Below are 24,460 nucleotides of genomic sequence, written 5' to 3'. Positions count from 1 at the left end.
CTCCTGAGCCGATGTGCCGGTGGCCGGAGCGCAGCAGTCTGGAGGCATCGAGAAGCCCAACAGATTGGACACGAGCAATGAGCATCAACGAGACGGTGGCCACCCTCGCCGTGACCGGCGACAACTGGGGCCCGTGGCGCGAGAACGGACCATGGCACGACGGAGGAGGACCGCCGGCGTTCTGGCCGATCTTCCCGATCCTGTGGTTCCTGGTGATCGCGGCGATCATCACCGCGGTCGTCCTCTTCAACCGTAAGCGCGTGGCCGAAGGCCCGCGGCGCGCGGGCGAGGCCAGGCTGGCCGAGAGGTACGCCGCGGGCGAGATCGACGACAACGAGTACCGGGCTCGCCGTGACGTCCTGCGCGAGAAGCCGGGCTCGGCGAAGGAGGTCTGACGCCCCGCGCTGGTCCGTGGCAGTGTTGCTGCCATGGACCAGCGCATCAGCTTCATCACCGTGGCCGTCGCCGACGTGGCGGAGAGCCGGGCCTTCTATGTCGACGGCCTCGGCTGGACCCCCGAGATGGAAGCGGACGGCGTGCTCATGATCCGTGTCGGTGAGCACGTCATCCTCTCGCTGTGGGACCGGGGCGAGTTCGAGGAGGAGGTCGGCAAGATCGCCGTCGCCGACGGCGTCGCGCCGTTCACCCTCGCCCACAACGTCGCCACCCGCGAGGAGGTCGACGGCGTCCTGGAGCTCGCCCGGTCGCTCGGGCGGGATGCCTCGGCCGCCGAGGAGCGGGTGTGGGGCGGCTACACCGGCTACTTCGCCGATCCCGACGGCGTACGCTGGGAGATCGCCTACAACCCCGGCCCGGTGGGACAGACGGTGCTGCCCTGACGGGGAGGGCCCTCAGCCGGCGAACCCGGGCAGGTGCTCCTCGAGGATCGATCGGAACGGCGCCTCCGCGTTGAGCTGCGCCAGGACGCCGAGACCACCGAGCCAGACCCGGTGGATGAGCAGGTAGGACGGCGGCAGGTTGAGCTTGAGGCCGACCGTGTAGGCGGGATCCTTGGGATCGTTGATCCGCTTGAACTCCTCGCGCATCCACTCCCGGGTGAACCGGAAGCGCTCCTCCAGCGCCGGCGTCACGAACGGCGCCAGGTAGTCGAGCACGTGCTGCGGCTCGACCTTGATGCCTTCGCGGATGAAGCCCACGTCGCGCAGGCCCGCGACCAGCGCGTCCGCGTCGCCGGTCGCGGCGATCCGGATCAGTCGCCCCATCGGCGCGGGGAAGCCCCGCTCCGGGAGCCGCGCGGCGAGCCCGAAGTCGAGCACGGCCATGCGACCGTCCGGCAGGACCCGGAAGTTGCCGGGGTGCGGGTCGGCGTGCAGCATCCCGGTCAGCCCGGGCGCGGAGAACCAGAACCGGGCGAGCAGCTCGCCGTAGTGGTCGCGCTCCTCGGGAGTGCCCTCGGCGATCACCTTCGCGATCGAGCCCTCCGACTCCACCCACTCGGTGACGAGGACCGAGGGTCCCACGGCGACGACATCGGGGACGTCGATGAGGGGATGGGACGCGTACGCCTCGGCGAAGACGTGCTGGGCCTCGGCCTCCTTCGGGTAGTCGAGCTCCTCGACGACCCGCTCCTGCAGCTCGGCGACCAGTGCCTTGACGTCCATCCCGGGCACGACCGCGTTGCCGATCGCCGCGACCCGGCCGATTTGGCGCAGGTCGGCGCGCAGGGCCTCGTCGGCGCCCGGGTACTGCACCTTCACCGCGACCTCGCGGCCGTCGGCCCACCGGCCCCGGTGGACCTGCCCGATCGAGGCCGAGGCGGCCGGCTTGTCGGAGAGCTCGACCAGCTGCTCGGACCATTCAGTGCCGAGGTCGCGGGCCAGCAGGCCGCGTACGATCCCGGTCGGCATCGGGGGAGCGGAGTCCTGGAGCCGGGTGAGCTGGGCGCGGTAGTGGGCCGCCTGCGACTCCGGCAGCGCGGCCTCCATCACCGAGAGCATCTGCCCGAACTTCATCGCGCCACCCTTGAGCTCGCCCAGGGTGCGGAACAGCTGGTCGGCCGTGCGCTGGTGGACATCGGCCAGCACCGCCTCAGCGGGCTTGCCCCCGATCCGCTTCCCGAGCCCGAGCGCCTTGCGCCCGGCGTACCCCATCGGCAGCGCGGCCAGCTTCGCCGTCCGTGTCGCCGCTCGCCGCGGCAACCCCTTCGACGACCCCTCCGCGTCACTCATGCCGCAATTGTGCCTGTCGGCTGCAACTTGCGCACCGCGAAGTAGCCTTCCCGCATGACCTCTGAGCTGACGATCGTGACCCCGCTCGACCCCGCCGGGGAGGACCCGTTCGGCTGGTTGGAGGAGGTCGAAGGGGTCGAGGCGCTGGCATGGGTTCGGGCCCGCAACGAGGAGGCTCACGCGAGCGTCGGCGCCGATCCGGTCTTCGCCAAGATCGAGGCGCAGATCCTCGAGGTGCTCGACTCTGACGACCGGGTGCCCGAGGTCTCGCGCCTTGGTGAGCATCTCTACAACTTCTGGCGCGACGCCGACCACGAGCGCGGCATCTGGCGACGCACCACGCCGGAGTCCTACCGCACCGACGATCCAGAGTGGGAGATCCTGCTCGACCTCGACGCGCTCGCCGAGGAGGAGGGCGAGAGCTGGGTCTGGCACGGCGCCTCGATGCTCCGGCCCGAGCCCGGCGAGCCGTGGCGCAAGGTGCTCGTCGACCTCTCCCCGGGTGGCTCGGACGCCGACGTGACCCGGGAGTTCGACCTGGTCGAGAAGGCCTTCGTACGCCCTGAGGACGGTGGCTTCACCCGTGCCGTCGAGCAGGGCGGTGCCAAGGGCGCGCTCTCCTGGTGCGGCCCCGACGCGGTCTACGTCTTCACCGACTTCGGTCCGGGGTCGCTCACGCCGAGCGGCTACCCGCGCATCGTGAAGCTGTGGCGCCGCGGCACCGCGTTCGAGGACGCGGTGGTGGTCTACGAGGGCACCGACGAGGACATGTACATCTCCGCCCGCCACATCCACACCCCAGGCTTCGAACGCGACCTGGTCAGCCGCTCGATCGCATTCTACAAGTCCGAGACGTACGTCGCCACCGACCCCGGCACCCCCGAGCAGACCCTCACCAAGCTCGACATCCCCGATTCCGCCGAGGCCGGCTTCCACCGCGAGTGGCTGGTCATCGAGCTCCGTGAGGAGTGGACCGTTGCCGGAACGACGTACGCCGCCGGCTCGCTGCTCGCGACCGACGCGGAGCGGTTCCTGGCCGGTGAGCGCGACCTCACCGTGCTCTTCGAGCCCACTCCCAAGACCTCGCTCGCCGGGGCGACCTGGACGCGAAACCACCTCGTCCTCAACGTGTTCGAGGACGTCAAAAACAGGCTCCATGTGCTGACCCCGTCCACCTCCGGCGAGTGGACGCGCTCCGACTTCCCCGCGACGGACCCGGTGGCCGCGGTCGGCACCCGTGCCGTCGACGCGGTCGAGTCCGACGAGGTCTGGGTCGTCACCAGCGGCTACCTGACCCCGGCGACGTACGGGCTGACCGAGATCGGTGCGGAGACGATCGAGCCGCTCAAGTCGGCGCCGGCCTGGTTCGACACCGAGGGTCTCCGCGCCGAGCAGCGCTTCGCGACTTCGGACGACGGCACTCGGATCCCCTACTTCATCGTCGGCTCCGAGGCCGCCCTAGCCGGCAGCGACGGCCCGGCCCCCACACTGCTCTACGGGTACGGCGGCTTCGAGATCCCGATGACGCCGGGCTACTCCGCCGGCGTCGGGCGGTCCTGGCTCAGCGAGGGCGGCGTCTACGTCGTCGCCAACATCCGCGGGGGAGGGGAGTACGGCCCGGCCTGGCACCAGGCGGCGCTGAAGGAGAACCGGCACAAGGCGTACGAGGACTTCGCCGCCGTCGCCCGTCACCTCGTCGAGACCGGCGCGACGGATGCGAGCCACCTCGGGATCCAGGGCGGCTCCAACGGCGGGCTGCTGACCGGCAACATGCTCACCCTCTATCCCGAGCTCTTCGGCGCGGTCGTGATCCAGGTGCCGCTGCTGGACATGAAGCGCTACTCGCATCTCCTCGCCGGCGCGAGCTGGATGGCCGAGTACGGCGACCCGGACGTGCCGGAGGAGTGGGAGTACATCCGGACCTTCTCGCCCTACCACCTGCTCGACGCGGCCAAGACCTACCCGCCCGTCCTGCTCACCACCTCCACCAAGGACGACCGCGTCCACCCCGGCCACGCCCGCAAGATGGCCGCGCTCCTGGCCGCGACAGGCAAGGACGTCACCTACTACGAGAACATCGAGGGTGGCCACGGCGGCGCCGCCAACAACGCCCAGTCGGCCCATCTCTCGGCCTTCGCCTGGACCTTCCTGCGCGAGCGGCTGGGGATGGCCTGAGCCGGGTCCGCTAGGCGGGCTCGGTGGGCTCCAGGACCACGACCGGCGTCGGGTGGCTTCGCCGGGCGGCGTAGTCGTTGAGGTCGCCCCAGCCGTCGTCCACGGCTGTGAGCAGCACCCAGAGCCGGTCGCGCTCGGCGCCGACCGCCTCGCGCGTACGCACCTGGTGTACGCCGCCCTCGACCGTCTCCACGCGCGCCTCGGGGTGAGCCTGCAGGTTGAGCCACCACGCCGGTGCGGGCTCGGCCCAGCCGTTCATGGCGAGCGTGGCGTAGCCGGTCCCGTCGGGGACGTAGGACACGATGACCGAACGCTCCTGTCCGGTGCGGCGCCCGACCGTGGTCAGCCGGAGCATGCCGGCCCGGCCGTCGCGTGGGCGGCGCAGGAAGCGGGCTCCGCCAGCGGCGTACAGCCGGCGGTGGAGCCACCACGCGGCGCGGATGAACCAGCGCGGCGGCAGCCACCCGGATCTGTGCTTCTCGTCGGTCGACATCGTTGCCTCCACAGGGCAGTCAGACCCGAGATCCACTTGTCCGGCCAGCGTATCGATCGCCGCGGGCCGGTCGCCTCGGTGAGAACCCTGAGATCCACCCCAGCCGAACGACTGACAGATACTGGGACGGTGATCTCAGATCATGGGACGCGCGATAGGGTGAGGTGACACGGCGCGACACATGGGGTTAACGTGTGGGCATGCTGAACAGCATTCTCGTACTTATCAGGCGCGTCGCCTAGGAGCCACTGGCCCCAGACGACGCGTCTCCCTCCGTTGCCCGCCGGGCCGGAGGGTTTTTTGTTGCACTAGCGACAGACCACGAGATCCCATGAGTAGACAGCTCTGATGAGTAGGACGGCGGACATGAGCGAGCAGATGACAGGCGCGCAGAGCCTGATCAAGTCGCTGGAAGCAGCGGGGGCCGAGAACATCTTCGGCATTCCGGGAGGAGCGATCCTTCCGGCGTACGACCCGCTGATGGACTCGAAGATCCGCCACATCCTCGTACGTCATGAGCAGGGCGCCGGCCACGCGGCCCAGGGCTACGCCGCCGCGACGGGCAAGGTCGGGGTCTGCATGGCCACCAGCGGCCCGGGCGCGACCAACCTGGTCACCCCGCTCGCGGACGCCAACATGGACTCCGTGCCGATGGTGGCCATCACCGGCCAGGTCGGCGCGGCGATGATCGGCACCGACGCCTTCCAGGAGGCCGACATCCGCGGCATCACGATGCCGGTCACCAAGCACAGCTTCCTCATCACCGATCCCGCGGAGATCCCGCTGCGGGTCGCTGAGGCCTTCCACCTCGCCTCCTCCGGGAGGCCCGGTCCGGTCCTCGTCGACGTCACCAAGTCGGCGTTGCAGGCCACCACCACCTACCGGTGGCCGACCGAGCTCCACCTGCCGGGCTACCGCCCGGTGACCAGGCCGCACGCGAAGCAGATCCGCGAGGCGGCGCGCCTGATGCTGGAGGCCAAGAAGCCGGTCCTGTACGTCGGTGGCGGCACGATCCGCTCCGGCGCCCACCGCGAGCTCCTGCAGCTGGCCACGCTCACCGGGATCCCGGTGGTGACCACCCTGATGGCGCGCGGCGCCTTCCCCGACTCCCACCCGCAGCACCTCGGCATGCCGGGTATGCACGGCACCGTCCCCGCCGTCGCCGGCCTGCAGAAGTCGGACCTGATCATCAGCCTCGGTGCCCGCTTCGACGACCGCGTCACCGGCAACCTGGACTCCTTCGCCCCCAACGCCAAGGTGATCCACGCCGACATCGACCCGGCCGAGATCGGCAAGAACCGCTACGCCGACGTCCCGATCGTGGGCGACGTGCGTGAGGTCCTCACCGACCTGATCGCGGTACTCACCGCCGAGAAGGAAGCCGGCAAGGAGGGCGACTACGAGGGCTGGGTCGCGTTCATGGCGGGGATCAAGAAGGCGTACCCGCTCGGCTACGACCTCCCCGCGGACGGCCTCTCGCCGCAGTACGTCATCGAGCGGCTAGGCAAGATCTCCGGCGAGGAGACGATCTTCACCGCCGGTGTCGGCCAGCACCAGATGTGGGCCGCGCAGTTCATCGGCTACGAGCACCCCAACACCTGGATCAACTCCGGTGGCCTCGGCACGATGGGCTACTCCGTTCCGGCCGCGATGGGCGCGAAGGTCGGTTGCCCGGACTCCACGGTGTGGTCGATCGACGGCGACGGCTGCTTCCAGATGACCAACCAGGAGCTGGCCACCTGCGCGATCGAGGGCATCCCGATCAAGGTCGCGATCATCAACAACGACAACCTCGGCATGGTGCGCCAGTGGCAGACGCTCTTCTACGGCGAGCGCTACTCCAACACCAACCTGCAGTCTCACGGCCAGCCCAAGCGCATTCCTGACTTCCCCAAGCTGGCTGAGGCCATGGGCTGCGTCGGTCTGGCCTGCGACTCCGCCGACGACGTCGACGCCACCATCGAGAAGGCCATGGAGATCAACGACATGCCCGTCGTCGTCGACTTCCGGGTCAACAAGGACGCCATGGTGTGGCCGATGGTCGCCGCCGGCTCCTCCAACGACGAGATCCAGTACGCGCGCGACCTCGCGCCCGAGTTCGACGAGGACGACCTCTGATGAGCATCCAGCCCGTGAAGACCGGCGGCAAGCACACGCTGAGCGTCCTGGTCGAGAACAAGCCCGGTGTCCTGGCCCGCGTGGCAGCGCTCTTCTCGCGTCGCGGCTTCAACATCGAGTCTCTCGCGGTGGGGCCGACCGAGCACGACGAGCTCTCCCGCATGACGGTCGTGGTCAATCTCGAGAACACCCCCCTCGAGCAGGTCACCAAGCAGCTCAACAAGCTGGTCGAGGTGATCAAGATCGTCGAGCTCGAGCCTGAGACGCGCGTCCAGCGCGCCCTCATGCTGGTCAAGATCACCGCCACCACGGAGACCCGCAGCCAGGTGCTCGACACCATCCAGCTCTTCCGGGCCAAGGTCGTCGACGTGTCCACCGACACCGTCATCGTCCAGCTGGCCGGCAACACCGGCAAGCTCAACGACTTCCTCCGGGTCATCGAGCCCTTCGGCATCCGTGAGCTCTCCCAGTCCGGCATGGTCGGCATGGGCCGCGGCTCCCGGTCGATCTCCGAGCGCAGCCTGCGATCCGTGGCTGTGCCCGCTCCGCCTTCCGCGGTCTGAACCCCTATCAAACACAACTAAAGGAGAAGCCCTCGTGGCTGAGATTTTCTACGACGACGACGCCGACCTCGCGCTGATCCAGGCGAAGAAGGTTGCCGTCATCGGCTACGGCAGCCAGGGCCACGCCCACGCGCTCAACCTGCGTGACTCCGGTGTGGACGTGCGCATCGGCCTGCAGCCCGGTTCGAAGTCGACCCCCAAGGCCGAGGAGGAGGGCCTCAAGGTCCTCAGCCCCGCCGACGCCGCCGCCGAGGCGGACGTGATCGTCATCCTCGCCCCCGACCAGCACCAGCGTGGGCTCTACAACGACGAGCTCGCGCCCCACGTGACCGCTGGCAAGACCCTCGTCTTCGGCCACGGCTTCAACGTGCGCTTCGGCTACATCAAGGCGCCCGAGGGCGTCGACGTGATCCTGGTCGCCCCGAAGGCCCCGGGCCACACCGTCCGTCGTGAGTACGTCGCCGGCCGCGGCATCCCGGACATCATCGCCGTGGAGCAGGACGCCTCCGGCTCCGCTTGGGACCTCGCGAAGTCGTACGCCAAGGGCATCGGCGGCACCCGCGCCGGTGTCATCAAGACGACCTTCACCGAGGAGACCGAGACCGACCTCTTCGGCGAGCAGGCCGTGCTCTGCGGCGGCGTGTCCCACCTGGTCCAGGCCGGGTTCGAGACGCTGACCGAGGCCGGCTACCAGCCCGAGATCGCCTACTTCGAGGTGCTCCACGAGCTCAAGCTCATCGTGGACCTGATGTGGGAGGGCGGCATCGCCAAGCAGCGCTGGTCGATCTCCGACACCGCTGAGTACGGCGACTACGTCTCCGGCCCGCGCGTCATCGGCCCGCAGGTCAAGGAGACCATGCAGCAGGTGCTCGCCGAGATCCAGGACGGCTCCTTCGCCGCCCGCTTCATCGCCGACCAGGACAACGGTGCGGCCGAGTTCCAGAAGCTGCGCGAGGAGGAGGCCGGTCACCCGATCGAGGCCACCGGCAAGGCCCTGCGCGCCCACTTCTCGTGGAGCCAGTCCGACGACGACTACACCGAAGGCTCAGCCGCCCGCTGACCTCGCTGTTCGTCAAAACCCAAGCCGAGTCGGCGCGTTCTAACGCGCCGACTCGGCTGGCTTTGTGGTCGTTTGCGCCGACTCGGCGGGTTACTTGACCTCGGACCTGAGTACGAGGCGGAGGCCGACGAGCATCGGGACCACCAGCCAGATCACGCTGGCGACGCCCAGCTGCGCCCACGTCTTGTCGGTCATCTCGGTGTAGAGGTTCATCGTCGCCCAGTTGAGGTCGAACCAGGTGGCGTTCTCGGCCCACCAGGTGTTGGTGGAGGCGAGCGCCGAGGAGACGGTCGGGAGCACCAGGGCGTAGACGAAGTAGGCCACGATGGCCGCGGGGGAGCTGCGGAAGAGCATCCCGAGCATGAAGCCCATGAACATCCCGATCTCGCTGGCCAGGGTGACCCGGGCGAGCTCGGCGAGGGAGAGGTTCCAGACCGGGTCGAGGTCCATGACGGTTGCCACGCCGAGGTAGCCCAGGGCGCCGACGAGCGCCGCGACAGCGATGGCGGCGACCCCGACCAGGGCGGTGACCACGGCCTTCGCGGCGATCACGCGACCGCGGCCGGGCACCAGGGTGAAGGTGGTCAGGGCGCTGCGAGCGCTCCACTCGCTGGTGACGGCGAGCACCGCGATCATCGGTAGGATCACCGACATCGGGATGCCCCAGGCGCTGGCGAAGCCCTCATAGTCGAGGTTGTCGGCGTCGACGAAGATGATCGTCGCCGCGCTCGCCGCCAGGGAGAGCACGACCAGGCTGGCCATCAGCCAGAACCCCGAGCGGGTGTCGAACATCTTGCGCAGCTCGATGCCGGCGATCCGGCCGAAGGGGATCGGGGCGGGCACGGCCCGCTCGCGGCGGCGTACCGCCTCGGGGTTGCGCCCGGCCGGGGTGGCCGGCTCAGGGGCGAGGGTCGTGGTGGTCATGCTGCCATTCCTTTCGATGAGTGCAGCCCTTCGGGGGACTCGAGGTGGTCGCGCTGGGTCTCGGCGGTGAGCTGGAGGAACATCTCCTCCAGGCCGGCACCGTCGGCGGCGCGGAGCTCGGTCAGCACGAGCCCGGTGTCGAAGGCGATCTGGCCGACGGTGGTGAGGTCGGCGTCGCTCCGGACGGCGCCCTCGGTGGTGATCTCGGCGGTGTGGCCGGCCCGCTGGAGCGCCCGGCCGAGTGAGGTGGGATCACTGGAACGGGCGTACGTCTCGCCGCTGGCGAGCAGCTCCTGCTTGGTGCCCTGCGCGACGATCCGGCCGTTGCCGATGACCAGGATGTCGTCGGCGATCACCTCGATCTCGTGCAGCAGGTGCGAGGAAAGCAGCACGGTGCCGCCGTCGTCGGCGAAGCCGCGCAGCAGATCGCGCATCCAGCGGATGCCGGCCGGGTCGAGGCCGTTGGCGGGCTCGTCGAGGATCAGGACCTCGGGGTCGCCGATCAGGGCCGTCGCGATGCCGAGCCGCTGCCGCATGCCGAGGGAGTAGTTGCGTACGCGTCGCCCGGCCTCCTCCTCGGTCAGGCTGACCCGGTCGAGGGTCTCGGCGACGCTCGACTTCGGCAGCCCCATGGTGCGGGCGGCCAGGGTGAGGATCTCGCGGCCGGTGCGGCCGCCGTGCTGGGCGGAGGCGTCCAGCAGCACCCCGACCTCGCGACCGGGGTTGGGCAGCTGGGAGAAGTGGCGGCCCAGCAGGTGGGCGCTGCCGGAGGACGGATCGGTGAGTCCGACCAGGATGCGCATGGTCGTGGACTTACCGGCGCCGTTGGGGCCGAGGAAGCCGGTCACCCGGCCGGGCTCGGCGGTGAAGGTCACGTTGTCGACGGCCGTGAACCTGCCGTACCTCTTGGAGAGGGCATCGATCTGGATCATGCTCCGAGCCTGGTGCCAGGCCACCCCCGGGCGCGTCGGGCAGATCCCTGGCGGGTGCCTGGACCTTCCCCTGATCTCCCCTGAGACCGTCTCAGGGGAGATGAGTCCGCTGCGGAATGTTTCGTACCGGACGAAACGTTCTCTGGGCATGCGTATTGATGTCTGGTCCGATGTCGTCTGTCCCTGGTGCTACATCGGCAAGCGCCACCTCGAGGAAGCGCTCGAGCGTTTCGAGCACAGCGACGACGTAGAGATCGTCTACCACTCCTTCGAGCTCGACCCGAGCGCGCCGCAGGTGCCGGTCGAGACCACGGTCGAGGCCCTGGCGAAGAAGTTCGGCGCCTCCGTCGACCAGGCCCGCGAGATGATGAAGCAGGCCAACGTGCCCGCCGCCGCGGCCGGTCTCGAGTTCCGTCACGAGGACACCCCGCACGCGCGCACCATCGACGCTCACCGGCTGCTCCACCTGGCCAAGGCCGAGGGCAAGCAGGCCGTGCTCAAGGAGGCGCTGCTCGCTGCGTACTTCACCCGCGGTGAGTCGATGGGCGACCACGCCGTCCTGAAGCAGGCCGCGGTGAGCGTCGGTCTCGACGCCGGCCGGGTGGACGAGGTGCTCGCGAGCGACGAGTTCGCCGGCGACGTGCAGGCCGACATCGACCAGGCCCGCGCCTACGGCGCGACCGGGGTGCCGTTCTACGTCGTCGAGGGGAAGTACGGCGTCTCCGGCGCCCAGCCGACCGACCTGTTCAGCCAGCTCCTGGAGAAGGTGCACGCCGAGACCAAGCCGGCGCTCACGCTCGTCGGCGAGGGCGACGCCTGCGGTCCCGACGGCTGCGCGATCTGAGCCGCCGGGCCAGAACGGCCTAGCGCTTGGTGGCGAGCAGGACGCTGGTGTCGGCGGCGACCATGACCTCGACGGTGGTGAAGCGCTCGTCGGTGAGCCAGGACTCGCGCAGGCTGTCGACCCGGCCGTAGACGATCGGCGGCCACAGGTCGGTGGGGATGAGGTCGTCGATGACGACGATGCCGCCCTCCTCGACCAGGTCGGAGAGCTGGTCGGGGGAGACCCCGCCAGGGGTCTCGGCGTCGAGGAAGAGCAGCGCGAACGGGCCGCGGTCGCGCAGGATGCCCCAGTCGGCGGCGATGACCTCGACCTGCCCGTCGTCGGCGAAGATCTCGGCGGCCTCCTTGGCGAGGTGCTCGTCGAGCTCGGCGGAGACGATGTGGGCGGCCTCGCCGCGTACGCCGCTTCGCAGCCAGGCGGTGCCGACGCCGCACCCGGTGCCGAACTCGGCCATCGTGCCGCTCCGAGTGGCCGCCAGAGTCGCCAGCAGCCGCCCGGTCTCGTTGCGGCAGAACGACACATAGCCCGCGCGACGGGAGACGTCGAAGGCGCGGGTCACGATGTCCGGAAGCTCTGGGGGTGCACTCACAGGGCCAGTCTTCCCGATAACGCGTGTGAGCGCGCGCACGGGTGTCTCGGATGGCGGACCATTCGTCCAGATCTGCTCATTCAAGGCGTCTTCCGGGTTAACGTCAGATCACCATGCGGAGCATTTTTCTCGTACTCGAGTGCCGCGACGGGGCCCGGCGGTAACGACCGCAGGAGAAGCCACCTCGTCGCGGTGGCTTCCGTCTTCTAAAGACCCCGGCTTCTCTCCCACACCCTCTGATCACCCGAAGTGTGAAGGAAAGAAGCCCATGTACGCGATGTACCCCGAGAGCCCTGCCGACCACAACAAGTGGAGCCGCGAGTGGGGCCCGGCGAGCCACGACCCCGACAACCCGCACAGCGTCGAGAACACCATCGCCGCGGTGCAGCAGGCGCTCGACCTGCGGGACAACGGCGGCCAGCTGCCCGACGACAACTAGTCTCGCCGTATGTCTACGACCAACCTCGCAGTGATCCCCGGCGACGGCATCGGACCGGAGGTGACCGCCGAGGCGCTGAAGGTGCTCGAGATCGCCTCTCCGGTGAAGTTCGAGCAGACCCGCTACGACCTCGGCGCCGAGCGCTATCTCGCCACTGGTGAGGTGCTTCCCGAGTCCGTTCTCGCCGAGATCAAGGAGCAGGACGCCATCCTGCTCGGCGCGATCGGCGGCAAGCCGAACGACCCGAACCTGCCTCCCGGCATCCTGGAGCGCGGGCTGCTGCTCAAGCTGCGCTTCGAGCTCGACCACTACGTCAACCTGCGCCCGTCGCGACTCTTCCCGGGGGCGATCTCCCCGCTGTCGCCGGCCGTCCTCGACAAGGGCGAGATCGACTTCGTCGTGGTGCGCGAGGGCACCGAGGGGCTCTATGTCGGCAACGGTGGCGCGATGCGGGTCGGAACCCCGCACGAGGTCGCCACCGAGACCTCGATCAACACCGCCTACGGCGTGGAGCGGGTCGTACGCGACGCCTTCGCTCGTGCCCAGGCCCGCCCGCGCAAGAAGCTGACCCTGGTCCACAAGACCAACGTGCTCGTCAACGCCGGCTCGCTGTGGTGGCGGATCACCCAGCAGGTCGCCGAGGAGTTCCCCGACGTCACCGTGGACTACCTCCACATCGACGCGGTGATGATCTTCCTCGCGACCGACCCGGCCCGCTTCGACGTGATCGTCACCGACAACATCTTCGGCGACATCATCACCGACCTCGCCGCTGCCATCACCGGCGGCATCGGCCTGGCCGCCTCCGGCAACATCAACTCCTCCCGGGAATTCCCCTCGATGTTCGAGCCCGTCCACGGCTCCGCCCCCGACATCGCCGGCCAACAGAAGGCGGACCCCACCGCGGCCATCCTGTCCGGGGCCCTTCTGCTCGAGCACCTCGGCCACCCCGAGGCTGCCGCGACCATCGACGCCGCCGTGCTCGCCGACCTCTCCGAGCGCGGTTCCGAGCCACGTACGACCTCCGAGGTCGGCGACGCGATCGCCGCCCGCGTAACCAGCTAGACGCTCAACCCACGAAGGGCCGGGCGCAGGAGAATCTGCGCCCGGCCCTTCGTCTGCCCCCATCACTTACGTCTCAGCCGAAGAACAGGACTAATCTCATGGTCATGGAGATCAGCACCACATTGTCGACCCAACCGGCCACCGACAAGCAGCTCGCGGAGGTCCTGGCGAACCCAGGCTTCGGCAACCATTTCACCGATCACATGCTCACCGTCGAGTGGACGCCCGAACAGGGCTGGCACAACGGTCGCATCGAGGCGTACGCACCGCTCAGCCTGGACCCGTCGGCAGCCGTGCTGCACTACGCCCAGGAGATCTTCGAGGGGATGAAGGCCTACCGGCACGCCGACGGCTCTATCTGGTCGTTCCGGCCCGAGGCCAACGCCGCCCGGATGGCCCGCTCCAGCGAGCGGCTCGCGCTGCCCGTCCTCGAGATCGAGGACTTCGTGCAGACCGTCTTCGACCTGGTCAAGGTCGACCAGCGCTGGGTGCCCGAGGCCTCGGAGAGCGATGAGAAGAGCCTCTACCTGCGGCCCTTCATGTTCGCCTCGGAGTCGTTCCTCGGCGTGCGCCCGGCCCAGCACGTGACCTACATGGTCATCGCCTCGCCCGCCGGCTCCTACTTCAAGGGCGGCGTGAAGCCGGTGCGGATCTGGCTCACCGAGGACTACACCCGCGCCGGCCGCGGCGGCATGGGCGCGGCCAAGACCGGTGGCAACTACGCCTCCTCGCTGGTCGCCCAGGCCGAGGCCTCGGCCAACGGCTGCGACCAGGTGGTGTTCCTGGACGCGCAGGAGGGCAAGTACGTCGAGGAGCTCGGCGGCATGAACCTCTACTTCGTCCACGCCGACGGCCGGATCGTCACCCCCGAGACCGGCACGATCCTCGAGGGCATCACCCGCGCATCCATCATCGAGCTCGCCGGCAAGCTCGGCTACACCGTCGAGGAGCGCAAGTTCGCCATCGACGAGTGGAAGGCCGGCGTCGAGTCCGGCGAGATCACCGAGGTCTTCGCCTGTGGCACCGCCGCGGTCGTCACCCCGGTCGGTGAGCTCGTCTACAACGGTGGCTCGATCGCCTCCGCCGGTGACGGCGAGGTCTGGAAGACCCTCCGCAAGCAGCTCGTCGACATCCAGTTCGGCCGGGCCGAGGACACCTTCGGCTGGATGCGCAAGATCGTCTAGCCGAGACGACCGGAGTGAGGTCGAGCGGCGAGCTTGCTCGTCCGCTCGCGCCGAGCGAGGGAGTAACCGCGCGAAGCGCGGAGACGTCGGCCGCGTCGGCCGAGATGGCACCACGGTGACGTCTCGGCCGACGTACCTGACGCCTCGGCGGTGTGTCGGCTGCGGCGGATAAGGTTTGTCTCGTGACGACAGCCCCTCGCCGTCTCCCGGCGACCCAACGGGACACCGTTGGCGACTACGACCTGCTCTCCCTGCTGGGGCAGGGCGGGATGGGACGGGTCCACCTGGCCAGCCACCGCACGAGCGGTGAGCGGGTGGCGCTGAAGGTGCTGCGTACCCAGTTCGTGGGCGACGAGGAGGGCCGCCATCGGCTCGCGCGCGAGGTCTCCTCGCTGCAGCGGGTGCGGAGCAGGTGGGTGGCCGGCGTGGTCGGCGCCGACCCGTGGGGTGAGGTGCCGTGGCTGGCGACCCGCTACGTGCCGGGGCCGACGCTGCACGACAAGATCATCAACGACGGCGTGCTCTCGCGCGACGAGGTCGAGCAGTTCGCCAGCGACCTGGCCGAGGGCATCGCCGACTGCCATGCCGTCGGCGTGCTCCACCGCGACGTCAAGCCCGCCAACATCATCATGGAAGGGCGTACGCCGATCCTGATCGACTTCGGGCTGGCCCGCGTCGCGGACGACCCGAAGATCACCGTGACCGGCCTGCTGATCGGCACGCCTGGATACCTGCCGCCCGAGATCGCCGTCGGCGACCCGGCGACTCCGGCCTCGGACGTGCACTCGTGGGCCTCCGTGGTGGCGTACGCAGCGACCGGCCGTCCGCCCTTCGGCGAGGGCAACTCGATGAAGCTGATGGACCGCGCCCGGCGCGGTGAGCACGACCTGGAGGGGGTCCCGCAGCCGCTGCGCGGGCTGCTCGGCCAGGCGCTCTCACCCGACCCCGCCGACCGCCCGACGCTGGACGAGGTGCGCGAGTGGCTGCGTACGCCGCGCCGGCCGTTCGTGCACAAGCCGGTCGAGCAGCTCTCGCTGAGCGACCGGGCCGAGCGCGAGAAGGCCACCACCCCGGCCGCGCCGTTCATCCCTGCGCCTCAGCTCAAGCCGCGCCAGGACAGCGGCCTGGAGAAGTTGCGCCGTGGGGCCATCTGGCTCGGTCTGCTCGCCTTCGCCGTCGGCCTGATCGCCGCGTTCCCCAGCGTCGGCTTCTGGACCGTGCTCGGCGCGGCGTGGCTGATCCGCGCCGGCACGCTGGCGGCCGGCGATCTGCGCCGCTGGCGGTGGTATCGCGGCCGCAAGTGGCATGACGCGCCCCGGCTCCTTATCGGTGCGCCCTGGCGGCTGGTCCGATCGCTCCCGAAGACCTTCGTCGTCGGGGTGTGGGGCTACGGGTTCGTGGTGGCGGCGGTGCTGATCGGCTTCGCCCTGCAGCTTTCCCTCGAGGCGGCGCTGGGATTCGCCGGCCTGGCGTTCGTCATCGCGCTGTGGACCGGCTCCGGACGCGACCGGCTGCGTGACCCGGTGACCAAGGCGGTCCACCGGATCTCGGCGCGCTGGGTGCCGTGGATCCTCGGGATCGCCGTGGTCATCACCCTGGCGCTCTTCCCGATCCAGACCCTCGCCGACGAGGGCTCGCAGTTCTCCGGCGGCGACGAGCCGTGGTGGGTCGAGCTCCTCGGCTGGTGAGACGCTCGTCCCCGGGGATGAGATTTCGTGGCAGTATCAGGGCTATGACGACGTACGTCATCATCATTCGCTAGCGCGTCGAGCCTTGCCCGACGCGCCACCCTCTCGTTCCCGAGAGGGTTTTTTGTTGCCCAGCCCGAGGACACAGAGCCATGGAATTCCACGTCTACGACACCACCCTGCGCGACGGTGCGCAGCAGGAGGGCCTCAATCTCAGCGTCGCCGACAAGCTCGCGATCGCCCGGCACCTCGACGGCCTGGGCGTCGGGTTCATCGAGGGCGGCTGGCCGGGTGCGAACCCGAAGGACACCGAGTTCTTCAAGCGGGCCGTCTCCGAGCTCGACCTCAAGCACGCGCGGCTGGCGGCGTTCGGGTCGACCCGCCGGGCAGGCGTCAGAGCGGCTGACGACCCCCAGGTGGCCGCGCTCCGCGATTCCGGAGCCAGCGTCGTCACCCTCGTCGCCAAGTCCCACGACCGCCACGTCGAGCTAGCGCTGCGCACCACGCTCGAGGAGAACCTCGCGATGATCCGCGACACGGTCTCCCACCTGCGCGAGGAGGGCCAGCAGGTCTTTCTCGACGCCGAGCACTTCTTCGACGGCTACCGGGCCAACCGCGACTACGCGCTGGAGGTTCTGAAGACCGCCTACGAGGCGGGTGCCGACGTGGTCGCGCTGTGCGACACCAATGGTGGGATGCTGCCCGGCTGGGTGGCCGACGTCGTCCACGACGTCCGCAGCGTCACCCAGGGGGCGGTCGGGATCCACTGTCACAACGACACCGGGTGCGCGGTGGCCAACTCGCTGGCCGCCGTGGACGCCGGCGCGATGCACGTCCAGGGCTGCATCAACGGCTACGGGGAACGTACGGGCAACGCCGACCTCGTCTCCGTGGTCGCCAACCTGCAGCTGAAGCTGGGTCGCGAGGTGCTGCCGACCGGGCTGCTGGGCGAGGCGACCCGTGTCGCTCACGCGGTCGCCGAGGTGACCAACGTGCCGCCCGCGGGCCGGCAGCCGTACGTGGGTGCCTCCGCGTTCACCCACAAGGCCGGGCTGCACGCCTCTGCGATCAAGGTCGACCCCAACCTCTACCAGCACATGGACCCGGCCGGCGTCGGCAACGACATGCGGCTGCTGGTCTCCGACATGGCCGGGCGGGCCTCGATCGAGCTGAAGGGGCGCGAGCTCGGCTACGACCTCTCCGACGACCGCGACCTGGTGACCCGGGTGACCGAGCGGGTCAAGGAGGCCGAGCAGCGTGGCTACACCTTCGAGGCCGCCGACGCCTCCTTCGAGCTGCTCCTGATCGAGGAGGTCGAGGGCTCGCGGCCGTCCTTCTTCGACGTCGAGTCCTGGCGGGTCATCTCCGAGGCCCGCGGTGGCGGCCCGGAGACGGCGTCGACCACCGAGGCGATCGTGAAGATCCACGCAGACGGCGTACGTCACGTCGAGACCGGCGAGGGCAACGGCCCGGTCAACGCGCTCGACCAGGCGCTGCGGGCCGCGATCACACGTGCCTTCCCGGTGGTCGCCGACTTCGACCTGATCGACTTCAAGGTGCGGCTCTTCGACCAGGGGCACGGCACCGACGCGAGGACGCGGGTGCTGATCGAGACCTCCGACGGCTCGACGTCGTGGACGACGGTCGGGGTCGGCTCGAACGTGATCGAGGCGTCGTGGGAGGCCCTGGTCGACGGGCTCACCTTCGGTCTGCGCCGGCATGTGGGCGAGACCACACCTTCGGAGGCTGCTGTCACGGAATGAATCCCCGGGACGCGGGCGTTGAACACTTCAACATTGAACCATCCGCGTCCTATGAGGAGAACCCGTGTCCGACACCCGTATCGCCGTACTCGTTGGCAGCCTGCGCGCCGACTCCATCAACCGCAAGCTCGCCGAGAAGCTCGTCGCCGAGGCGCCTGAAGGTGTCGTCCTGGAGATCGTCGACGGACTGGCGGACGTGCCGTTCTTCAACGAGGACCTCGAGGCCGACCCGGGCGAGGTCGTGAGCCAGCTCCGCAAGGTGATCGACGAGGCGGACCGCGTGCTCATCGTGACCCCGGAGTACAACGGCACCATGCCCGCCGTGATCAACAACGCGATCGACTGGCTCTCGCGCCCGTACGCCGCCGGCGTGCTCAAGGGCAAGATCCTCTCGGTCGTCGGCGTCGCCCCGACCCCCTACGGTGCCAAGTGGTCCCACGCCGACGCCGCGCGCTCGGCCGGCATCGGCGGCGCCATCGTCGTCGAGGACGCCATCGTCTCCCAGCCGGTCCACGAGATCGACGTCTTCACCGACGCCGAGGCCCAGGCCCGCTTCCGCGAGGCCGTCGAGAAGCTCGCGGGCTTCGAGCCCGCTGCTGTCTGAGCCCCAACCAGTCAGCACCACGAGGGCAGGTCTCTGCGGGGGAGAGACCTGCCCTTCGTGATTTATCGCGTGCGTGACGGGCGATTGGGCCGTACGTTGCGCTCATGAGTGGACCCGTGAAGCAACTCCGACTGGTGGTCGAGGCGAAGGACTACGAGCAGGCGGTGGCCTTCTACCGCGACACCCTCGGCCTACCGGAGCAGGCCGCCTTCTCCGGCCCCGGCGAGGCTCATGTGACCATCCTCGACGCCGGCCTGGCCACGCTCGAGCTCGCCAACTCCGCCCAGCACGCCTACATCGACGAGGTCGAGGTCGGGCAGCCGGCGGCCGGCCACGTACGGGTGGCGTTCGAGGTCGAGGACTCCGCCGGCGTCGCGTCCCGGCTCGTCGATGGCGGTGCCACGCTCGTCGCGCCACCCACCCGCACCCCGTGGGAGTCTCTCAACGCGCGTCTCGACGGGCCGGCGGGTCTGCATCTGAGCGTCTTCCAGGAGCTCGGCGAGCCCGTTCTGGCGCCGGACTATCCGGTCACCACCGAACGGTTGGCGCTGCGCCCGATCGACGTCGAGCGCGACCTCGACGACCTGCACGCCTACCTCTCCCTCGAGGAGGTCTGCCGCTACATCCCGCCGATGCCGCGCGACCGCGAGCAGCTGCGGAAGGCGTACGCACCCGAGAGGCGTCTCTCCGTCCTGCGCCGGGAGGGTGAGGTGCTCTGCCTCGCGGTCGAGTACGAGGGCCGGCTGATCGGCGACGTCGTGCTCTTCTGGCACAGCAAGGAGCAGCGGTCCGGCGAGATCGGCTACGCCTTCAACCCAGAGTTCAGCGGCCGCGGCTTCGCCACCGAGACCGCGCGGGCGCTGCTGGGGCTGGCATTCGACGGGCTCGGCCTGCACCGGGTGACCGCCAGGGTCGACGAGCGCAACACCGCCTCGGCGCGCGTGATCGAGCGGCTCGGGATGCGGAAGGAAGCGGTCGAGCGCGAGGCCGAGTGGTTCAAGGGGGAGTGGACGACACTGGTGCACTACGCGATGCTCGAGGACGAGTGGCGCTTGAGACACTAGTCTGCAGGGGTGGCCGAGCTTCATGATCTGACCGCCCTGGAACAGGGAGAGCTGCTCCATCGATGCGAGGTCTCCCCGGGAGAGCTCGCCGAGCACTACCTCGACAGGATCGCGAGGCTCGACGACGTCGGCGCCTTCGTCACCGTGGCCGAGGAGCGGATCTCGACCTGCGCTCGGGAGCTCGCGGTCAAACCGGTCGGTGCCTCGCCGCTGTGGGGCGTGCCGACCGCGATCAAGGACCTCAACCTCACCCGCGGCGTGCGTACGACCTTCGGGTCGGCGGCCTTCGCCGACTTCGTACCCGACATCTCCGACAACGTCACGCTGTCGATCGAGGCGGCCGGGATGATCTCGCTCGGGAAGACCAACACCCCCGAGTTCGGCTCGCCCTGCTACACCGAGCCCGACGTGGCGCCGCCCGCCGTCACCCCCTGGGACCGTACGCGGATCGCCGGCGGCTCCTCCGGAGGCGCCGCCGCGGCGGTCGCCGCCGGCCTGGTGCCGGTCGCGCAGGGCTCTGACGGCGGCGGCTCGATCCGGATCCCGGCCTCGTGCTGCGGGCTGGTCGGGCTGAAGCCGACCCGCGGGCGGATCTCTCCGTCGCCGATGTACGGCGACGCGGCGGGGCTCGCCACCGCTGGTCCGATCGCGCGGTCTGTGCGGGACGCGGCGGCCTTTCTCGACGTGCTCGCGGGGCGGCGTACGGGTGATCCCTTCTGGGCTCCTGAGGAGCCGCTTCCGTTCCTGGATGCATGCGAGCGGCCGCCGGGACGGCTGCGCATCGCCCGGTTAATCGAGCCGCTGATCGCCCCGGCCGCCTCGGTCGACCCCGAGTGCGTCGCCGCCTGGGAGAACGCCTCGTCGCTGCTGGAGTCGCTGGGCCACGAGATCGTCGACATCCCGCGGCCGCTGCCGGTCGAGGCGGTCGCGGTCTTCGAGACGGTCTGGGCCGTCGGGACCGCAATGGCGGTCGTGAACCTCACCCCCGACCAGCGATCCCAGATCCGGCCCCTGACCCGCTGGCTCACCGAGCGGGGAGAGGCGTTCAGCGGTCCGGAGTTCGGGCTGGCGATCGCCGAGCTGCGCCGGTACGCCGCCATGGCACTCGAGGCGCTGGCGCCCTACGACGCCGTCCTCACCCCGACCCTGGCCACCCCGCCGCCTCTGGTCGGCGCGATCCGTGACGACGCCGACCCCGCCGCCGACTTCCAGGCACAGAAGGAGTTCACTCCGTGGACCTCCGCCTGGAACGTCACCGGCATGCCCGCCATCTCGCTGCCCCTCCACTGGACCCCCTCCGGTCTCCCGGTCGGCGTCATGCTCGCCGCCCGCCCCGCCGAGGAGCCCCTCCTGCTCTCCCTCTCTGCTCAGATCGAAGACGCCGCCCTCTGGGATCACCGCCTCCCGCCCGGCTGGTGATCGCCGAGGCGTCACCCGCGTCGGCCGAGGCGTCGCTTGGGTCGGCCGAGTTGGCACTCGCATGCCAACTCGGCCGACGGCGGTGACTTCTCGGCCGACCGGGGTGACGCTTCGGCTGGGTCAGTCGCCGAGGCCGCGGGCCTTGAGGGCGTCGCCGGTCTCGTGGGCGCGGGCGACGACGCGGATGACGAAGGGGGAGAGGTACGCCCTCGGGTGCCGGATCCCGCGAGCGCGAGCCGCGTCGCGGGTCTCGAGGAGCAGGGCGATGCTCGCCGGGATGCTGGTGATGGCCAGGCCGATCACGAGCGCGACCCCGTCCGGGTTGACGCCGATCGGCTTCAGCGGGGTGATGAGCCGGGTGAACAGGTCGAGCATCGCGTTGACCTCGGTGGTGGCGGTGAGGATGAGGCCGCCGAGCGCGAGGGAGAGCAGGTCGACGCCGGCCTCGACCGCCCGCGGCCATCCGTGGGCGTAGCCCTGGAGGGCGGAGAGGACGAGCGCGATGAGGAGTACGCCGCGGGCCGCCCGCCCCACCTGCCGCATCGGCAGTCGGGCGATGAGCGTGACCGCCACCGCGATCGCAAAGAGCACACCGGTGGCGACCAGCCCGTGGAGCACCACGAGCAGGGTGCTGAACACCAGCAGCCCGAGCAGCTTCGCGCCGGCGGGGGCGCGATGCAGGAGGCTGTCGCCGGGCAGGTAGGCGCCGAGGAGATAGCTCACGCGCTGACCGACTGGGTGTAGTGAGCGACGGCCTCTGGGGCCGGTCCGTCGAAGGTGACCGCCCCGTCCGCAACGACCAGCGCGCGGTCGCACCGCGCGGCGAGGTCGAGGTCGTGGGTGACCAGGACGAGCTGCTGTGTGAGCCTGAAGAGCGCGTCGGCGACCAGGCGGGTGTTGGCCAGGTCGAGCAACGTGGTCGGTTCGTCGGCGACGACGATCGACGGCTCAGCGGCGAGCACCCCGGCCAGGGCGAGCAGCTGCCGCTGCCCACCCGACAACGTGTGGACCGACTGCGTGGCCAGCCCCTCCAGCCCGAACCGCCCCAGAACCTCGAGAGCCCGAGTCCGCCGCGACGACGGCGAGCGCACCAGTCGCCGAAGCGACAGCTCGACGTCTTCGACGCAGGTCGGCATGACCAGCTGCGCGGCCGGGTCGGTGAAGCAGAAGCCGACGCGGCGGCGTACCTCCTTGCCCTTGCGGGCGACGTCGAGGCCGTCGACCAGGACGCGGCCCGAGGTCGGGGACACCAGGCCGTTCAGCAGCCGGGCGAGCGTCGACTTCCCGGAGCCGTTGCCGCCGATGATCGCGACCCGGCGCTCGGTGAGCGTCAGCGAGGTGGGGGAGAGCAGCACCCGGCCGCCCTCGTCCTCGGGGAGAGCGACCGCGGCGGCGTCGAGCTCGATCATCGGCGCAGCAGGTTCGGGAAGGCTCGGTGCACCTCGGCAGCGACGATCGCCACGAGCCCGGTCTTGACCAGGTCGCCGAACCAGAACGGCAGGTCCCACTTCCACACGGTGCTCAGCGGCTCGCCGGAGTAGATCATCATCCCCGCGATGCCGAGGGGGTGGACGATCAGGATCGAGCCGGCGATCGAGCACAGGAACACGACGACGGCCCGAGTGCGGGCGGGCCCGGCGACGTACTTGACCAGGAAGCCGACCAGCGCCGCCATCAGCGGGAACGAGATCAGGTAGCCGCCGGAGATCCCGGCGAACTTCGCGAAGCCGGAGGTGTGGTCGGCGTAGACCGGCAGCCCGATGCCGCCCAGCAGCAGGTAGAGGGCGACGGCCAGGAACCCGCGTACGGGACCGAGCAGCGCCCCCGAGAGCGCGACCGCGAAGGTCTGCAGGGTGATCGGCACGGCGGTGCCGGTCGGGATGTCGCCGACCAGGGTGGAGGCGCAGATCAGCCCGGTGAACGCCGCGATCAGCGCGATGTCGGTGGTCGTGAAACGGGCGGGCTTCGACTCGTCGGCCTCCGGGGTCGACGTCGCGCTCGTGGGGGACTCGGTCATACTCGCTCCTGCGTACTCAGACCTGAACCTTGGTCAGGTGAACGGTGTTCAGGTTAAGGTCGACGTACGTCTTCGTCCACTTCGTCCCACTACCCGGCCCCTGGGAGCAACATGCGATACCGCCGTGAGGACGTCGTCGCCCGCGCGCTGGAGGTCCTCGACGACTACGGTCTCGCCGATCTGACGATGCGCCGCCTCGGCACCGAGCTCGGCGTACGCCCCAGCGCGCTCTACCACCACTTCGCCAACAAGCAGTCCCTGCTGGCCGCGGTGGCCGACGAGATCCTGCTCCGTGGGCGGCACGAGCCGTCGGGAGCCTGGGACGTACGTGTCACCGGCATCTGCACCGATCTGCGCGACTCGCTGCTGGCCTACCGCGATGGCGCCGAGGTCGTCGCCACGGTCTGGGCCTTCGGGCTGGGCGCGACCCAGCCCCACGACGACCTCGTCGCGGCGCTGAACGACGGCGGCCTTGGCGATCTCGCCCCCGTCGCCGCCCGCACCCTGCTCCACTTCGTCTACGGCCACGCCGTCGACGAGCAGACCCATCTCCAGGCCGCTGCCGCGGGCGCCATCGAAGACGACGTACGCGACACCGACGACTTCGTCACCGGCCTCGGCCTGATCGCCGCCGGCATCTCGATGGCCAAGGCCGTCCGAGAGGCCTCAGCCGACCGCTGAGGGGTCAGACTGCGTCGACCTCCGCACCGTGCTGCTCAGCGAGCATCACGGCGCCCGCGAGGTCCAGCTTCGTGCCGCGCAGCGACGCGGCGGTGAGGTCGACGCGGTCGAGGCCGGCGCCGCGGAGATCGGCACCGTGCAGCGTCGTCTCCTGGAGCGTCGCTCCGTCGAGCTGAGTGTCTCGCAGCACCACGTCGGTGAGGTCGGCCAGCGAGAGGTCGGCATCGCGTAGATCCAGCCCGGACAGGTCGAGCCGGGCGAGGTTCGCGCCGCGCAGCGAGACACCGCGCCAGATGCCGCCGGTCACCTTCAGCGGCCGCAGGGTGCACCCCGAGAACTCGCTCCCGCTGAGCTTGCAGCCCTCGAACGTCGAGTCGAAGAAGTTCGTACGCCGGAAGTCACAGCCGACGAACGCCGAGCCGACATGGGTCGAGGCGTTGAACCGGCCGCCGTGGAACGTGCAGTTCTCGAAGATCGCCGCCGACGTCGTCGCCTCGGTCAGGTCGACATCGGTGAAGACACAGTCGACGAACCGAGCCCCGGTGAGGTCGGCGGCGTACCAGTCCTCGTTGCGGAAGTGCTCGTCGGTCGCCTCGGCGGGTGGGTTCGACATGGCGCACACCCTGCCACCAGCCACCGACACTGCGAC

The 24,460-nt window shown here is 69.8% G+C and carries 25 protein-coding genes; 16 read left to right on the top strand and 9 right to left on the bottom strand.

Features of this window, described 5'->3' with window-relative positions:
* The first annotated feature begins 77 nt into the window (after positions 1–77).
* Positions 78–395 carry an SHOCT domain-containing protein gene (locus ABTW65_RS21560; RefSeq protein WP_350663862.1) on the top strand — a complete coding sequence of 106 codons (318 nt, stop codon included), beginning with the start codon at positions 78–80 and terminating at the stop codon, positions 393–395.
* Positions 396–428: 33 nt separating this feature from the next.
* Complete coding sequence (locus tag ABTW65_RS21555; protein ID WP_350663861.1) at positions 429–839, top strand: VOC family protein; 411 nt, start codon at positions 429–431, stop codon at positions 837–839.
* 12 nt (positions 840–851) lie between these two features.
* On the opposite strand, the gene ABTW65_RS21550 is transcribed toward ABTW65_RS21555, so the two are convergent.
* Positions 852–2,189, bottom strand: coding sequence for an ABC1 kinase family protein (locus tag ABTW65_RS21550; protein ID WP_350663859.1), 1,338 nt, complete (start codon positions 2,187–2,189; stop codon positions 852–854).
* Positions 2,190–2,243: 54 nt separating this feature from the next.
* On the opposite strand from ABTW65_RS21550, the gene ABTW65_RS21545 reads away from it, so the two are divergent.
* Positions 2,244–4,364 carry a prolyl oligopeptidase family serine peptidase gene (locus tag ABTW65_RS21545; protein WP_350663857.1) on the top strand — a complete coding sequence of 707 codons (2,121 nt, stop codon included), beginning with the start codon at positions 2,244–2,246 and terminating at the stop codon, positions 4,362–4,364.
* 10 nt (positions 4,365–4,374) lie between these two features.
* Here ABTW65_RS21545 and ABTW65_RS21540 read toward each other — a convergent pair whose 3' ends face one another.
* Positions 4,375–4,857 (bottom strand): nitroreductase/quinone reductase family protein, encoded by a 483-nt coding sequence (locus ABTW65_RS21540; RefSeq protein WP_350663855.1) that lies wholly within the window; start codon positions 4,855–4,857, stop codon positions 4,375–4,377.
* A gap of 366 nt (positions 4,858–5,223) precedes the next feature.
* On the opposite strand from ABTW65_RS21540, the gene ABTW65_RS21535 reads away from it, so the two are divergent.
* Genes ABTW65_RS21535 through ilvC form a run of 3 tightly spaced genes read left to right on the top strand, consistent with a single transcriptional unit; the run spans position 5,224 to position 8,598 of the window.
* A complete protein-coding gene (locus tag ABTW65_RS21535; protein ID WP_350663853.1) occupies positions 5,224–6,975 on the top strand; it encodes an acetolactate synthase large subunit in 1,752 nt (583 codons plus the stop codon).
* On the top strand, positions 6,975–7,538 hold the full coding sequence (gene ilvN, locus ABTW65_RS21530) for an acetolactate synthase small subunit (protein ID WP_141792540.1): 564 nt from the start codon (positions 6,975–6,977) through the stop codon (positions 7,536–7,538). Before ABTW65_RS21535 ends, ilvN begins: the two co-directional genes overlap by 1 nt.
* A 34-nt stretch (positions 7,539–7,572) precedes the next feature.
* A complete protein-coding gene (gene ilvC / locus ABTW65_RS21525) occupies positions 7,573–8,598 on the top strand; it encodes a ketol-acid reductoisomerase (protein ID WP_350663851.1) in 1,026 nt (341 codons plus the stop codon).
* A 90-nt stretch (positions 8,599–8,688) separates the two neighbouring features.
* Here ilvC and ABTW65_RS21520 read toward each other — a convergent pair whose 3' ends face one another.
* A complete protein-coding gene (locus ABTW65_RS21520) occupies positions 8,689–9,522 on the bottom strand; it encodes an ABC-2 transporter permease (protein WP_350663849.1) in 834 nt (277 codons plus the stop codon).
* Positions 9,519–10,454 carry an ABC transporter ATP-binding protein gene (locus ABTW65_RS21515; RefSeq protein ID WP_350663847.1) on the bottom strand — a complete coding sequence of 312 codons (936 nt, stop codon included), beginning with the start codon at positions 10,452–10,454 and terminating at the stop codon, positions 9,519–9,521. The genes ABTW65_RS21520 and ABTW65_RS21515 overlap by 4 nt, the downstream gene beginning before the upstream one ends.
* A 148-nt stretch (positions 10,455–10,602) precedes the next feature.
* On the opposite strand from ABTW65_RS21515, the gene ABTW65_RS21510 reads away from it, so the two are divergent.
* Complete coding sequence (locus tag ABTW65_RS21510; protein ID WP_350663844.1) at positions 10,603–11,298, top strand: DsbA family oxidoreductase; 696 nt, start codon at positions 10,603–10,605, stop codon at positions 11,296–11,298.
* A 19-nt stretch (positions 11,299–11,317) separates the two neighbouring features.
* Here the strand turns inward: ABTW65_RS21510 and ABTW65_RS21505 are convergent, their stop codons facing one another.
* Positions 11,318–11,887 carry an O-methyltransferase gene (locus ABTW65_RS21505; protein ID WP_350663842.1) on the bottom strand — a complete coding sequence of 190 codons (570 nt, stop codon included), beginning with the start codon at positions 11,885–11,887 and terminating at the stop codon, positions 11,318–11,320.
* A gap of 268 nt (positions 11,888–12,155) precedes the next feature.
* Here ABTW65_RS21505 and ABTW65_RS21500 point away from each other — a divergent pair, with 268 nt between their 5' ends.
* The 8 genes from ABTW65_RS21500 (at position 12,156) to ABTW65_RS21465 (ending at position 21,113) form a co-directional block, all read left to right on the top strand.
* Positions 12,156–12,326, top strand: a complete 171-nt coding sequence (locus ABTW65_RS21500; protein WP_350663840.1) for a hypothetical protein — start codon at positions 12,156–12,158, stop codon at positions 12,324–12,326.
* A gap of 9 nt (positions 12,327–12,335) precedes the next feature.
* Positions 12,336–13,391, top strand: coding sequence for a 3-isopropylmalate dehydrogenase (locus ABTW65_RS21495; protein WP_350663838.1), 1,056 nt, complete (start codon positions 12,336–12,338; stop codon positions 13,389–13,391).
* Positions 13,392–13,495: 104 nt separating this feature from the next.
* Positions 13,496–14,575, top strand: coding sequence for a branched-chain amino acid aminotransferase (locus tag ABTW65_RS21490; protein ID WP_350663836.1), 1,080 nt, complete (start codon positions 13,496–13,498; stop codon positions 14,573–14,575).
* Positions 14,576–14,757: 182 nt separating this feature from the next.
* Positions 14,758–16,263 (top strand): serine/threonine-protein kinase, encoded by a 1,506-nt coding sequence (locus tag ABTW65_RS21485; protein WP_350663834.1) that lies wholly within the window; start codon positions 14,758–14,760, stop codon positions 16,261–16,263.
* Positions 16,264–16,415: 152 nt separating this feature from the next.
* The gene (cimA, locus tag ABTW65_RS21480) at positions 16,416–18,026 is read left to right on the top strand and encodes a citramalate synthase (RefSeq protein ID WP_350663831.1); all 1,611 of its coding nucleotides are present in this window, start codon (positions 16,416–16,418) and stop codon (positions 18,024–18,026) included.
* A 64-nt stretch (positions 18,027–18,090) separates the two neighbouring features.
* Positions 18,091–18,630: an NADPH-dependent FMN reductase gene (locus ABTW65_RS21475; RefSeq protein WP_350663829.1), complete on the top strand. Its 540-nt coding sequence runs from the start codon at positions 18,091–18,093 to the stop codon at positions 18,628–18,630.
* Positions 18,631–18,734: 104 nt separating this feature from the next.
* Positions 18,735–19,694 carry a GNAT family N-acetyltransferase gene (locus tag ABTW65_RS21470; RefSeq protein WP_350663827.1) on the top strand — a complete coding sequence of 320 codons (960 nt, stop codon included), beginning with the start codon at positions 18,735–18,737 and terminating at the stop codon, positions 19,692–19,694.
* A gap of 9 nt (positions 19,695–19,703) precedes the next feature.
* A complete protein-coding gene (locus tag ABTW65_RS21465) occupies positions 19,704–21,113 on the top strand; it encodes an amidase (RefSeq protein ID WP_350663824.1) in 1,410 nt (469 codons plus the stop codon).
* Positions 21,114–21,233: 120 nt separating this feature from the next.
* Here ABTW65_RS21465 and ABTW65_RS21460 read toward each other — a convergent pair whose 3' ends face one another.
* Genes ABTW65_RS21460 through ABTW65_RS21450 form a run of 3 tightly spaced genes read right to left on the bottom strand, consistent with a single transcriptional unit; the run spans position 21,234 to position 23,130 of the window.
* A complete protein-coding gene (locus tag ABTW65_RS21460) occupies positions 21,234–21,836 on the bottom strand; it encodes an energy-coupling factor transporter transmembrane component T family protein (RefSeq protein ID WP_350663822.1) in 603 nt (200 codons plus the stop codon).
* Positions 21,833–22,522, bottom strand: coding sequence for an energy-coupling factor ABC transporter ATP-binding protein (locus ABTW65_RS21455; RefSeq protein ID WP_350663820.1), 690 nt, complete (start codon positions 22,520–22,522; stop codon positions 21,833–21,835). The genes ABTW65_RS21460 and ABTW65_RS21455 overlap by 4 nt, the downstream gene beginning before the upstream one ends.
* Positions 22,519–23,130 carry a biotin transporter BioY gene (locus ABTW65_RS21450; protein WP_350663818.1) on the bottom strand — a complete coding sequence of 204 codons (612 nt, stop codon included), beginning with the start codon at positions 23,128–23,130 and terminating at the stop codon, positions 22,519–22,521. Before ABTW65_RS21450 ends, ABTW65_RS21455 begins: the two co-directional genes overlap by 4 nt.
* A gap of 111 nt (positions 23,131–23,241) precedes the next feature.
* On the opposite strand from ABTW65_RS21450, the gene ABTW65_RS21445 reads away from it, so the two are divergent.
* Positions 23,242–23,811, top strand: coding sequence for a TetR/AcrR family transcriptional regulator C-terminal domain-containing protein (locus tag ABTW65_RS21445; RefSeq protein ID WP_350663816.1), 570 nt, complete (start codon positions 23,242–23,244; stop codon positions 23,809–23,811).
* Between the two features lie 4 nt (positions 23,812–23,815).
* On the opposite strand, the gene ABTW65_RS21440 is transcribed toward ABTW65_RS21445, so the two are convergent.
* Positions 23,816–24,424, bottom strand: a complete 609-nt coding sequence (locus ABTW65_RS21440) for a pentapeptide repeat-containing protein (protein WP_350663814.1) — start codon at positions 24,422–24,424, stop codon at positions 23,816–23,818.
* Positions 24,425–24,460 lie beyond the last annotated feature (36 nt).

Origin of the sequence: Nocardioides sp. NPDC127503 (assembly GCF_040302165.1) — a bacterium.
In the GTDB taxonomy this organism is placed as follows: Bacteria; Actinomycetota; Actinomycetes; order Propionibacteriales; family Nocardioidaceae; genus Nocardioides.
The sequence above is the reverse complement of the archived record's forward strand: the minus strand, read 5'-3'. Positions and strand labels throughout refer to the sequence as shown.

What these genes read in the sequence shown, in the direction of transcription:
- ABTW65_RS21550 (WP_350663859.1), bottom strand. Translation starts at nt 2,189, where the DNA reads ATGAGTGACGCGGAGGGGTCGTCGAAGGGGTTGCCGCGGCGAGCGGCG.
- ABTW65_RS21450 (WP_350663818.1), bottom strand. Translation starts at nt 23,130, where the DNA reads ATGACCGAGTCCCCCACGAGCGCGACGTCGACCCCGGAGGCCGACGAG.
- ABTW65_RS21540 (WP_350663855.1), bottom strand. Translation starts at nt 4,857, where the DNA reads ATGTCGACCGACGAGAAGCACAGATCCGGGTGGCTGCCGCCGCGCTGG.
- ABTW65_RS21440 (WP_350663814.1), bottom strand. Translation starts at nt 24,424, where the DNA reads ATGTCGAACCCACCCGCCGAGGCGACCGACGAGCACTTCCGCAACGAG.
- ABTW65_RS21445 (WP_350663816.1), top strand. Translation starts at nt 23,242, where the DNA reads ATGCGATACCGCCGTGAGGACGTCGTCGCCCGCGCGCTGGAGGTCCTC.
- ABTW65_RS21490 (WP_350663836.1), top strand. Translation starts at nt 13,496, where the DNA reads ATGGAGATCAGCACCACATTGTCGACCCAACCGGCCACCGACAAGCAG.
- ABTW65_RS21500 (WP_350663840.1), top strand. Translation starts at nt 12,156, where the DNA reads ATGTACGCGATGTACCCCGAGAGCCCTGCCGACCACAACAAGTGGAGC.
- ABTW65_RS21535 (WP_350663853.1), top strand. Translation starts at nt 5,224, where the DNA reads ATGAGCGAGCAGATGACAGGCGCGCAGAGCCTGATCAAGTCGCTGGAA.
- ABTW65_RS21515 (WP_350663847.1), bottom strand. Translation starts at nt 10,454, where the DNA reads ATGATCCAGATCGATGCCCTCTCCAAGAGGTACGGCAGGTTCACGGCC.
- ABTW65_RS21560 (WP_350663862.1), top strand. Translation starts at nt 78, where the DNA reads ATGAGCATCAACGAGACGGTGGCCACCCTCGCCGTGACCGGCGACAAC.
- ABTW65_RS21470 (WP_350663827.1), top strand. Translation starts at nt 18,735, where the DNA reads ATGAGTGGACCCGTGAAGCAACTCCGACTGGTGGTCGAGGCGAAGGAC.
- ABTW65_RS21555 (WP_350663861.1), top strand. Translation starts at nt 429, where the DNA reads ATGGACCAGCGCATCAGCTTCATCACCGTGGCCGTCGCCGACGTGGCG.
- ABTW65_RS21495 (WP_350663838.1), top strand. Translation starts at nt 12,336, where the DNA reads ATGTCTACGACCAACCTCGCAGTGATCCCCGGCGACGGCATCGGACCG.
- ABTW65_RS21455 (WP_350663820.1), bottom strand. Translation starts at nt 22,522, where the DNA reads ATGATCGAGCTCGACGCCGCCGCGGTCGCTCTCCCCGAGGACGAGGGC.
- ilvN (WP_141792540.1), top strand. Translation starts at nt 6,975, where the DNA reads ATGAGCATCCAGCCCGTGAAGACCGGCGGCAAGCACACGCTGAGCGTC.
- ABTW65_RS21520 (WP_350663849.1), bottom strand. Translation starts at nt 9,522, where the DNA reads ATGACCACCACGACCCTCGCCCCTGAGCCGGCCACCCCGGCCGGGCGC.
- ABTW65_RS21545 (WP_350663857.1), top strand. Translation starts at nt 2,244, where the DNA reads ATGACCTCTGAGCTGACGATCGTGACCCCGCTCGACCCCGCCGGGGAG.
- ABTW65_RS21510 (WP_350663844.1), top strand. Translation starts at nt 10,603, where the DNA reads ATGCGTATTGATGTCTGGTCCGATGTCGTCTGTCCCTGGTGCTACATC.
- cimA (WP_350663831.1), top strand. Translation starts at nt 16,416, where the DNA reads ATGGAATTCCACGTCTACGACACCACCCTGCGCGACGGTGCGCAGCAG.